Source organism: Chthonomonas sp. (assembly GCF_035294505.1).
In the GTDB taxonomy this organism is placed as follows: domain Bacteria; phylum Armatimonadota; class Chthonomonadetes; order Chthonomonadales; family Chthonomonadaceae; genus Chthonomonas.
On the sequence record NZ_DATGKU010000049.1, the window covers coordinates 1 to 11,375 of the forward strand.

At 55.1% G+C, this 11,375-nt stretch carries 9 protein-coding genes, 1 tRNA gene and 1 riboswitch; of the genes, 6 read left to right on the forward strand and 4 right to left on the reverse strand.

The window, feature by feature from the left end:
- Positions 1–2,292, forward strand: a 2,292-nt coding sequence (locus VKV18_RS02230; RefSeq protein WP_324202602.1) for a FlgD immunoglobulin-like domain containing protein, incomplete at its 5' end; no start/stop codon positions are given.
- A 47-nt stretch (positions 2,293–2,339) separates the two neighbouring features.
- Positions 2,340–3,263, forward strand: a complete 924-nt coding sequence (locus VKV18_RS02235; protein WP_324202603.1) for a carboxypeptidase regulatory-like domain-containing protein — start codon at positions 2,340–2,342, stop codon at positions 3,261–3,263.
- A gap of 726 nt (positions 3,264–3,989) precedes the next feature.
- On the opposite strand, the gene VKV18_RS02240 is transcribed toward VKV18_RS02235, so the two are convergent.
- Positions 3,990–5,330, reverse strand: coding sequence for a hypothetical protein (locus tag VKV18_RS02240; RefSeq protein ID WP_324202604.1), 1,341 nt, complete (start codon positions 5,328–5,330; stop codon positions 3,990–3,992).
- Between the two features lie 1,001 nt (positions 5,331–6,331).
- Positions 6,332–6,405: transfer RNA gene (locus VKV18_RS02245), tRNA-Arg, on the reverse strand.
- 110 nt (positions 6,406–6,515) lie between these two features.
- Positions 6,516–6,664: riboswitch (cobalamin riboswitch) on the forward strand.
- Between the two features lie 163 nt (positions 6,665–6,827).
- Between VKV18_RS02245 and VKV18_RS02250 the strand changes: the two genes are divergently transcribed.
- Positions 6,828–7,607 (forward strand): type II secretion system protein, encoded by a 780-nt coding sequence (locus VKV18_RS02250; RefSeq protein ID WP_324202605.1) that lies wholly within the window; start codon positions 6,828–6,830, stop codon positions 7,605–7,607.
- A gap of 71 nt (positions 7,608–7,678) precedes the next feature.
- Entirely contained in the window at positions 7,679–7,819 is a 141-nt protein-coding gene (locus VKV18_RS02255) for a hypothetical protein (protein ID WP_324202606.1), read from the forward strand.
- A gap of 1,010 nt (positions 7,820–8,829) precedes the next feature.
- Here VKV18_RS02255 and VKV18_RS02260 read toward each other — a convergent pair.
- Positions 8,830–9,711: a PHP domain-containing protein gene (locus VKV18_RS02260; protein WP_324202607.1), complete on the reverse strand. Its 882-nt coding sequence runs from the start codon at positions 9,709–9,711 to the stop codon at positions 8,830–8,832.
- Between the two features lie 142 nt (positions 9,712–9,853).
- On the opposite strand from VKV18_RS02260, the gene VKV18_RS02265 reads away from it, so the two are divergent.
- Together VKV18_RS02265 and VKV18_RS02270 are read left to right on the forward strand one after the other, a co-directional pair.
- Positions 9,854–10,555, forward strand: coding sequence for a peptidylprolyl isomerase (locus tag VKV18_RS02265; RefSeq protein WP_324202608.1), 702 nt, complete (start codon positions 9,854–9,856; stop codon positions 10,553–10,555).
- Between the two features lie 19 nt (positions 10,556–10,574).
- Positions 10,575–11,174, forward strand: a complete 600-nt coding sequence (locus VKV18_RS02270) for a peptidylprolyl isomerase (protein ID WP_324202609.1) — start codon at positions 10,575–10,577, stop codon at positions 11,172–11,174.
- A gap of 56 nt (positions 11,175–11,230) precedes the next feature.
- Here the strand turns inward: VKV18_RS02270 and VKV18_RS02275 are convergent.
- On the reverse strand, positions 11,231–11,375 hold a 145-nt coding region (locus tag VKV18_RS02275), incomplete at its 5' end, for a Fe-Mn family superoxide dismutase (RefSeq protein ID WP_324201148.1).

The following is an 11,375-nucleotide window of genomic DNA, read 5'->3' on the forward strand; positions in this document are numbered from 1 at the left end:
TGGCTGAAATGCTTTATCCAGAACCCACAGTTTTTCATCAACTTCAATAACGCCTATTACGATGCCTGGCAAGCCGATCATACGGTCGCTAACGACACGGTGCGGTTGCAGCAGCTTGCCTCTGCCGCCGTAGGAGGCACCGTGGAAGGACAGCCCTTCTCCACCTGGTTCCAGCAGCAGTACGTGCTCGACACAAGCGTAACCCCTGGCCCGAAGGAGTTCTTGTTCGTTACCCCTACCCTTCCGGACACCACCACCCCTTCCGATGGAGCAGCCATCGTCGTGCTGTACTACAACACGACCCCAACCGGCGATGAGATTGACCTGAATAGCGTCTGCAACCCTATCTTCTACGACTACTCTTACACCGCCACCTTAACCCTTACCGGCGCCGATCAGCCCATCAACATCGTGGGAGGGGAAGGCTATACCTCGCCGCTCTTTTCCGGTATTGCGCAGGCGCAACGCATTGAGGCCGATTTTCCCATCAACAGCGTGAATAGCCGACTTTACTACCCTGTGCATCAGTTCATTAACGGGAACGGCAGCCCGAACGAGTTCCTCGGAGTGGTCGTCGGCAGCGATAATGGAACCTTGTCGGCAAGCTTCACCGGCGGCAACGGCACCGTGGTGAACACGCCGGTCGCTCAAGGCGCTTTTGGTGCCGTGGGTGGCCCGGCCATCCCCGACAACTTCACGCAGGTCACCCTTACCTTTACCCCTGCCGGTGGTGGACAGCCCATCACCTATCAGCGCAACGTATTTCAACGCAAGGCAAACATGAACACAGGCCTCTCCAACGTCTCCTCGCTCTTTATTCTCTATGCGCCCTCACAAACCGAACTTCTCTATCATGTGTTCCTCGCCGGCCCTCAAATGGTGTCGCTCCCTATCCAACCGCTCGTTCCCGATCTCGCTCAGGTCTTCGGCTTGCCTCCAAGCCAAACCCTTTTGGCCATGTGGCGCCAAGACGCCGGTGGCGATAACTACTTGCGCTACCCCTCCATGCCGCTCTATCAGCCGGGATACGGCTTTTGGACCAACTTCCAAGGGGCGCTCAACGGCACAGGGCAGCAAAACGGGGTACCCATTTTGGGTGTCTCGACCGATGTTCAGGCCTCGGTGAGCGTGGGGTTGGAGTATGGATGGAACCAAATAGGCGATCCCTTCACCCAACCCCTCGATCTCACGGCAGACCCCACGCTGGGCAACACGGGCGGAATCGAATTTCAATTTCAAGGCCAGGTGGCCAATTTGGCCGCCGCCATCGCAAACGGTTGGATCGCCACCGGAGTGTTTGGCTACGACCCCAATACAGGAACCTACACCGATATCACCGGCACCCTGCCGGCAAACTCACCGTTCCAGCAAAATAAACTGCTGCCATGGCAAGGCTATTTCATTCTCGTTAAAGTGACCGAGGGGATTACGCTAACCTACGTAAATCCGAACCTGAGCACGCGCGGTGTGCGCCTCAAACTCCCCATCGGCACGCGCGCCCTGCATGTGGCACCACGACCGCAAGAAGGGTGGCGACTGCCGCTTTCACTCGTCTCCGATGATGGACGCGCCACCGTTGCCACCTTGGGGCAGGCGCCCCAAGGGGCCGATGCCTACGTACCCGCCCTCGACGCGGCCTCGCCACCTCCCTTCCTCTCTGGAAACTCCCTTTCCCTCTTCTTTGCCCATCCGGAATGGAACGCAGGGCGCGTGGTAGGAACGAACTTCCTCAGCGATATACGACCTCTTAATTGCTCGGCCTCTTGGACACTAACGGCCACTCTGCCCATGGGAAGCCACACCTATACGCTTCAATGGGGCAACACGGCCTACCTTCCGCGCGGCTTGGAGCTGACTCTTACCGATCTTACAACCGGCAGTCGGGTGGTTATGAACGGTCGTGCTGCCTACACGTTTACCACAGCTCCTAATGAATACACCCGTCAGTTCCGCATTGACGCCAGCCCACGCAGCCTACTCACGCCCATCCTCACAGGGCTGCATGTGGATTTGGTACCTGCCGGTGGACGCGCCGTTGGCCTTGCGGCTATCTCTTATGAGACGAGCGTTGCCGGCACCGCGAGCGTTCAGATTCGGGCCTCTAATGGCCAAACCGTGCGCCATCTGCTGGCAGGGCGAGCGGTGTTTATGGGGCTAAATCGCGTGGTATGGGACTTAAAAGACGATAGAGGCCGTGCTTTACCTACAGGGACCTACCTGGTAGAGGTTTCGCTCGAGACTGCTGATGGCCGTCAAACCCGTTCCATCGTACCGTGCACAATCATTCGTTGAAATTTTTTGAAGCTGGAGCGATTAACATAAAAATGGGAAAAAACAGGATGTTGAGTAGATACAGACAAGCCTTCTTAGGGGGGCGTCTCCTTGGGTGGTCGCTTCTTTTCGGCCTGGTAGGCGCGTTGTTGGCCGGCTGCGGCGGTGGGGGCGGTGGCGGTGCTAGCAGCGGCAACCTTACCGTCATCGGCACCGTCCTCACAGTAGAGACCGACGCCCCACCCAACCCGGCCGCCACCGTTAGCATTGCAGGGCACTCCACCACCACCAACGCCAACGGCTCCTTCACCCTTACCGGCATTCCTTCAAGCGCCACCACCGCGACGGTCTCGGCCCAGGGCGAGCAGACCCTTACCCTCAACCTTCAATTGCCCTCTCAAAGCACCCAGCCCATCAACTTAGGCACCATCTTTCTCTCCGCCTCCGGCTATAATGCCTCCGTTACCGGCCAAATTGTCACTACCGTCAACGGGCAGAACCAACCTGTGGGCGGCGCCACCGTAACCATCGGCGGTTCCAGCACGCTTTCCGGCTCGGATGGTTCTTTTACTATCAGCAATCTCCCTGTCGGCCTTGGTAACGATCCTACCATCCCTATCGGTTCGGTATCGGCCACCGGCTACGTAACCAAGCAGATATTCGTGCAGGCTCCGCTGATCGCCGGGGTGAACCCTCTCGGCCCCATCTCGCTTGGCGTCCCTATCAGTTCAAGTGTGCCGGGGCTTCCCTATACCATCATCGGGCAAGTGCTGAAGAACGGGCAAGGCCAGCCGAACTATCCTGTCATATTGCAGCAGGGCAGCACCGTGGTGGGCAATACCCATACCGACAGCACAGGCACCTTCAGCTTTTGGGTAGTTCCTGGCAGCTATACCATTGTGGTGTTTCTGCCCGATGGCAGCAGCGTTACCCAGCCGGTCACGTTACAATCTACCAACCAGCCGGTTACCCAAAATGTGATCCTGCCCTAGCTAAAAGGGGGTAACCTGCCCATTGTGAAATGGGTTCTAGAGCCAGTTAGCAGAGCAAGCCTCTCTTGCTCGCCCTTATCCCGTCCTTGCGTCTTGCAGACAGCAATGCAGCGGCCAGAGAAGGAGACGATTAAGGGAATCAGACAGGCCGCTGAGGAGTAGGGCGTCGGAGCTGCAAAGGCTGGCAATCTCCCGGTTCTAGAGCCAGTTAGTACAGCAAGCCTATCTTGTTCGCCCCCTATCCCGGCCTTTCGTCTTGCAGACAGCAACATAGCGGCCAGTGAGATAGACGAGCACGGGAACTGTGCTGGCCGCTGAGGAGTAGGGCGTCGGAGCTGCAAAGGCTGGCAATCTCACCGTTCTAGAGATAGTTTATAGAGCAAGTTTATCTTGCTCGCCCCCTATCCCGGCCTTTCGTCTTGCAGACAGCAATGCAGCGGCCAGAGAAAAAGACGATTACGGAAACTGGGCTGGCCGCTGAGTTGCCCACCGCGAGGTGCCCCTCTCCCAAATTGGGGGAGGGGCGGTGGGGTGGGGGCTTGAAGGGCCGATGATACAACTGTCATTTCGAGCCGAAGGCGAGAAATCTTAAGTTTCCATTCCCACCGTTCTGGGGGGCGGGGTGAGGGCTGACAATCTCACGGTTCTAGAGGCAGTTTGTGGAGCAGGTCGGCTTCGTTCGCCCCCTATCCCTTCCTTTCCCCCTATTAGGAAGAAAGGGGGCGGTCATGGTTGGTTTCCGATGGAGAGCGTATCAGAGGGAAGTGTGAGAATATGTATCAGTAATTTCTGGTTTGCCATTGTTATAGGCGCATAATAGGATAATCCCTTGCTGTCCGGCAGCCATTGCCAGGTCAGTAGCGTAGATGGGCTAAACACACCCTCCTGTCTCCAGACACGTTTTAGCCCCTTGCCAGAACGATCTGAAATCCATAACTCCAGCGACACCCGTTTTGCATTGGAAAGGAACGTCAACCATGCTACTTTCTGTTTATCAGGAGAGAGAAGCACACGTACGATCCGTACAGGGTAAGGAAAGGAACAAGATACCCGTTTTTTGCTGCTACTCGTCGAGTCTAGTGGTAGTTCAACAAACTCTCCTGTCATCGAGGCATCGAGAAGCTTTAGCGCTTGATCTTCCAAGGCTCTGTTTCCACTAAGCTGACAAGCAAAAAGCAGATCATCTAAGGACTGTATTTTCCACTGCCTTTCTTGAAACGTTGCCGAAGAAGGATTGGTTTGCGCATCTACACGCTGTCGGCCAACAATAGACTGTTCGGACTTAGGATAGAGCGCTATCCAGAGTGCGTTATCGGTTGTATCTAAGCTGCCGATCAGTTGCAAATCTTCGGGGTTGGCCAGGTTTAGAGCGCTGGAAATGCCGCCATGAGCTACTTGCAGTGTCGAACAGACTTGGGATACAAATGTTCCGCTGACATCCCCTTTAAGCAGTTTTGTGGCCCTATCGGTATGAACCAACACAACCCAATGACGGCTATCAGGCATCCAAGCAAAGCTGTTGCGAACGACGGTTCCCCAAAAGTTCAAATGATAATATCGGTTTGTCCTAAGATTGTAAAACACATAGCTTTTCGATCCAGATGCGTATCGCCATCCTCCTATAGGTTCATCATTATTCGTTTCAAAATGCCCAAATACACTACTACCGAAAGCTGAATCAGGGGACGGGAGGGCAACCCATTGAGCATCAGGGCTAAAGGAAAGCTGTGAGAAAGGGAACTCTCCACCACTTGTAAGGTAGTACTGCCGCAGAAAAAGATTGAACCGGGTCAAAAGCTCTAGTTTCCCGGTCGAAAGCTGATAGATAAAAGCCTGAAAAGCAGTGAAATGGGCTTTGGGCACATAGAACTGCTTAATAATGAAAAGTCGTCTTGCATCCAACCAATAAGCACACACAGAGTTGGGAGGCAGCGCCAGGTTTTTGGTGGTAAGTGTGGGAGAGAATTTGGAGGTTGCCGACGCCGCAGGAAGCAGTAGCAGGTAAGAGATTGCAATGGCACGCAGCCAACCGTTTACAATCAAGCCTTTGCACGGTGTTACTTTCATCTATATCGTCTCCTCACTAGATGAAGATGTGGATACCAGGAAGGCAAGTCATATACACCTGCCCTCCTGGTATTTAATGCAATAGGGCTAGGAATGGAGTTTGGAATAGGTTTCTCTACGCCAAGAGGACTGAGGAGGTCTCTCGAAGGAGAGGAGGTCGCCTCAGAATGGCCAAGGTTGGACATGTGTTGTAGGTCTGTGCTCAATGGGGGAGCGGGTTCAGACGATAAGCAGGATAACACAGGGTACAAGGATATGTCAAGTGGTTTTATGAGAGTGAAGAAAAAATTTTTTATGAGATTTTTGTGCTCTAGGTGGGGATAGTAGAGGTGCTGTAAATGAGGGTAAGGGGTGAATAGATATGCAAGGGAGGGAGTGTTCTAGAGCCAGTTAGCACAGCAAGTCTGTCTTGTTCGCCTCCTATCCCTTCCTTTCCCCCGATTCGGGAGAAAGGGGGCGGTTGTGTTGAGTTTTCAAGGGGTGGTTATCATAGAAAACTGCCAATAAGCTTACTGGTCTCCCCTCTCCCAAATTGGGGGAGGGGAGTGGGGGTGGGGGCTTGAAGAGCCGGCGATGCGCCTGTCATTTCAAGCCGAAGACGAGATAAACAACTGTCATTTCGAGCTGATGCCACAACTGTCATTTCGAGCCGAAGGCGAGAAATCTTAAGTTTCACCTCCCACCAGTTCTGAGGACAAGTGCGTGTGTTTTGAGAGGGTTAGGATGAGGGGCATGTAGGGGTATTTGGTTACCCCATTGGGATTGCTATATTTTGTTGGGCAGGCACAAGGCCTGCCCCTACGGTGTACATTGGTTCATGGTGATGGTTGTAGGGGGTAACCTTTGAGGGAAAAGGTACAGTGCGCAGCACCGTCGGCCTTAAGGTGCTCACCGAGAGGTGTTCTCTTCCTAAGTAGTGGGGAGGGACTAGAGGCTTACAATGAGGGAACCAACAGTTGGCCTATTTCTTCTTCCTTCATGGGTGATGGGACTGCAAAAAGCGCGCCTGGAGGGATTCGAACCCCCGACACCCAGTTCCGAAGACTGGTGCTCTAATCCACTGAGCTACAGGCGCAAGCACCTTTAAATTACCTCAAACAGCTCGTTTTTGCAAAGGCCCTCGTCCAAGAGGCTCCTGTCCATTGACAAAAACCCCTTCCCTCCGTCATAATAAAGTCCCTTGACAATTTTCATAGTCGCAGTGGCTGCGCGTCATCGCGTGGCTGAAATACGGGGGAAGTCCGGTGAGAATCCGGCGCAGTCCCGCTGCGGTATCCCACCCCAACCTTCGGGTGTGGGTAAGCCCGAATGCCCGCCTGCGACGCATCACGTAAGCCCTTCGAGAGAGAGGGTGTGATGCACGAACGTGTATTGGCAACTTCGTACCCCATTTAGCCTCTATAGCACATCGAGCATCCTCCTCGCTCCTCGAAGTCCGATCTGCCTCTTCTGAGGTCAGACCGAACGAAACCCAAAACGACGAAAGGAGCGAATCGTATGCAAGTCAACCTTTTTAGGAAGAGCGCCCGGCGCGCATTCACCTTAATTGAGCTGTTAGTAGTTATAGCTATAATCGCTATACTAGCAGCCATTCTTTTCCCTGTCTTCGCCCAAGCGCGAGAAAAGGCTCGGCAGATCAGCTGCGCCTCCAACCTGCGCCAAATCGGCCTCGCCACCCAAATGTATCTCGAAGACTACGACGAAACCTTCCCGCTCTACGTCTACTACGATGCCACCGGAGCCGAATACTGGATGGGGCACATTACCGGTACCTATCCCAACGAGACGTGTGACCTAACGAAAGGCCCTCTCTACCCCTATATGAAAAACAAGGAGATGCAGCGCTGCCCCGATTGGACAGGGCAACTGCTTTACGGCGCCGACATCGGCTATGGCTACAACTGGGGCTATCTCGGCTCGGACTGCTACATGAACACCGCCTGCATGAGCGGACAGCTATGGCCACCGGTCAACCCGGCCACCCTGGCTTCGCTTAGCGCCCCTGCCGACAAGATCATGTTCTCCGATTCGGGCTACTACAACGCCCCTTGGTACGGAGGAAACGGCCAGATGGTGGAGACTCCCGCCATTGACCCACCGAGCCAATGGTACGGTACCCCCACAATGGATTTTCGCCATGTCGACTCGCATAAAACGGTGGATACGCAGACTCAGACCATCACCGAGCACGGGCTGGCGAACATTGTGTGGGGTGATGGGCATGTGAAGCCCCTGCATCAATCACAGGTTACCGACGCCATGTTCACTAGAGACTAAGGGCTTAGCTCTATAGCCTAAACGCCCCATCCTCTCCTCCCATGCCGCTGTAGATGGAGTTAGAGGATGGGGTGTCTGTTTTTTCTTCTCGCAACACAGAGGTCTTCGCAAACAGCACAGCAGCGGTCTTCGCAGATGAGGGGAAGGGCGTCGGCCTTGACGATGCAGCGGCCAGAGAGATAGGCGATGACGAGAATAAAACAGGCCGCTGAGGGGCGGGGGGCTGTACAAACTGCCGATCCTGCGGCTCTAGAGCCAGTTAGCACAGCAAGCCTATCTTGCTCGCCCCCTATCCCGGCCTTTCCCCCTATTAGGGAGGTGCTAGCTCACGGCGATGCAGCGGCCAGAGAAAGAGACGATTAAGGGAATCAGACAGGCCGCAAAGGCGCCGTCTGCTAGGACGCTCACCGCTAGGTGCTCCTCTCCCAAATTGGGGGAGGGGGAGGGCGCCCTGCCCCAGAAAATCTTGCGATTTTCTGGGGACCCCAGCGTCGGCCTTGAGGGGCGGGGGGTGGGGGCTGTACAAACTGCCGATCCTGCGGCTCTAGAGCCAGTTAGCACAGCAAGCCTATCTTGCTCGCCCCCTATCCCGGCCTTTCCCCCTATTAGGGAGAAAGGGGGCGGTCATGGTTAGTTATCGGAGGGAAGATTATCACAGAAAATTGCCAATGAACTTATTAGTCCCTCCTCTTCCTGATAGGGGATGGGTGGGGCATTGAGAGGGAGGCCGTCGGCCTTGAGGGGCGGGGGGTGGGGGCTTGAAGAGCCGATGATACGACTGTCATTTCGAGCCGAAGGCGAGAAATCTTAAGTTTCACCTCCCAACAGTTCTGAGGACAAGTGCGTGTGTGTTTTGAGAGGGTTAGGGTGAGGAGCATGTAGGGGTATTTGGTTACCCCATTGGGATTGCTATATTTTGTTGGGCAGGCACACGGCCTGCCCCTACGGTGCAGGTTGGTTGATAGTGATGGTTGTAGGGGGGATTGAAACCGCGCACTGCGAGCAGGGCCGTCCTACGGTGCAGGTTGGTTGATAGTGATGGTTGTAGGAGTAACCCCTGAGGGAAAAGGCGCTGTGCGCAGCACCGTCGGCCTTGGGGGATGGGTTGTGGAGACTGACGGTTAAGTGGAACCGGTTCTAGAACCGATTTACGGATGCCTCGGCGCAAGTTGTGGGGCAGCCCATCCTTGCCCATGACAGGCCGGGCGAGACAGGAAAGCCGCTAGTGTGAGGTCTTGCGATGTTTTGCGCGAAAGCGAAGAGGCTCAAGCAGGGCATAGGGAGCGGGACGGTCACCCTCCACGTGGCCGAGATGAACCTGCGGCTTCACCGAGTACCCGTGAAAATCCGAGCCGCCGGTGGTGAGCAACCCTAACCGCTCGGCAAGCGTCAAATAGCGTGTCGTATCTTCCGGCGTATGGGCACTATAGCGCGCTTCGATACCGTCTAAACCCATCGCCTGATATTCTCGAATTCGCTCTTCAATGGCTTCAGGGCTGCGTTTCAAATTATTCGGGTGTGCTAGCACGGCTACTCCCCCGGCCTGATGAATAAGGGCGATGGCCTCTTCGGGGGGAAGCTTTTCTTTTGAGATGCCCGGCAACACACCGTCGGCCAAATAGCGGTCAAAGGCCTCCTGCACGTTTGAAACCACGCCGAGTTTCACCATCACCTTAGCGAAGTGGGGACGGGCCAAAAGCTCCCCTTGGGCTTCCTGAGCAACGGCCTGTAGCGTAATAGGAATGCCCATCTGGTTCAGACGCTCCACAAGCGCACGGTTACGGGCATCACGTGCGGCCCGCAGCACTCCGAGTCGCTCTCTCAACTGGGAATTGGTGGGGTCTACGAAATAGCCCAACAGATGGCACTGTCCTTTATCCACCACGGCGCTTATCTCGATGCCGGGAACAACTTCGATGCCATATTTTTGCCCTGCCTTCAGAGCCTCCTCCACCCCTTCTACGGTGTCGTGATCGGTTATGGCGATGGCTTCCAAACCCAACTCTTTGGCAAGCTGAACCAGCTCTGTTGGCGACCGATCGCCGTCGGAAGCCGTTGTATGGGCATGAAGATCGATCCCACCTTGAAAGCGCCGGTATCCCACCTGTTTTCCGTTCCTCCACTTCGGCCTCTCGCCACCTTGGGCACTCAGAGCCGATCTATTCTCCGTATACATTATGGCTTAGCAAAGCCTTCTCCTGAGCAGAGGTCTCATAAAAAAGAATATCTTTGAAGGAGATCGCTCTATGCGCAACCGACCGATCATTGTGTTGATTCTGCTGATAGTGTTTGCCTTAGGCCTAGCCGCCTATAGCTCTCGGGTACATCCGGGAGGGGAACTACCCCCCGAAGATCAACCCGACACCACCCAACTAACTCCTCCAGCTCCGTCGGCGCAAAGCTCCAAACTACCCATTGCGCAGCAGGAGCAGCTCTTTGCCAAATACGAACCCACCGCCATTCACGCCACGCTTCAGGTGGAGGGCTTGGCGCCCATCGAGATAGAGCTTTATCCGAAAGCAGCCCCCAAAACCGTGGCCCATTTCGTACAACTTTGCAAGGAGGGGTTCTACAACGGCATCCTCTTTCACCGAGTCATACCCAACTTTGTGGCACAAGCGGGCGATCCGGCCTCCAAAAAAATTGACGGTAGAAAGCTGCGCGGCCTTACCGACCAGCAGGTGGCCATGAAGTATCTCCTAGGCGCTGGCGGATCGGGGCAGACCGTTCCTTTTGAGGGGAACGATCTCACCAACTTGCCCGGGACTATCGCCCTGGCGCTCAGCGCCCCCCGCACCGATACCGGCGATAGCCAGTTTTTCATCAATCTCGTGGATAATAAACAGTTGGACGGCGACTACTGCGTGTTTGGGCGGGTCGTTCAGGGGATGGATCAGGTAAAGAAAATCCAACAGGGCGATCGCATCCAAAGCATCGTCATCCACTAATTTTTACAGGAGGTTTTCTGTGAATCGCTTTCTTGTCCAAAAGGGAATAGGGGCAACGACTCTGCTCTTTGCTCTAAGTTTTGGGTGCCCCACCCTAGCCTTTGCGGCCAACCCCGAAGTGGCCCTACATTTCGCGAAAAAAGGCACCGTGGTAATTGAGCTTTTTCCGAAACAGGCTCCCAAAACGGTCGCCCACATCTTAGCGCTTGTGCGTCAAAAGTTCTACAATGGCATTAAGGTGCACCGTGTCGAGCCGGGCTTTGTGGTGCAGTTGGGCGATCCAGAGACCAAAGGGCTGCCTACCAGCGAGTTTGCCGCGCATGCCATCGGCACGCACGGTTCCGGCACCACCGTTCCTCTGGAAGCCGGCTTGCCCAACAACAAAGGCACGGTGGGGCTTGCCCGCGCCCAAGACCCTAACAGCGGCGACAGTCAGTTCTATTTCAACCTAAGCAACAACAATTTCCTCGATGGCAAGTACTGTGTGTTCGGCAAAGTGGTGCGCGGCATGGATGTGGTGGAGCATCTGCAGATAGGGGATACCCTTACCTCCGCCGTGGTGTTGCCGGAGGAAAAACCGCATAAGGCAGCCTCGAAAACGCACCCTCCTAAAAAGTAGTCTCAACGGCACAGGGCGCTCCTTGCGGAGCGCCCTGAAGCACCTTCAAGGAGATTTTAGCCCTTTAACGCCGCCTCGTAGCGTTTGGCGACCTCGTCCCAATTCACGACGTTCCACCAAGCGTTGAGATAATCGGCACGGCGATTTTGGTACTTTAGATAGTAGGCGTGCTCCCAAACATCCACACCGAGAATGGGCTTT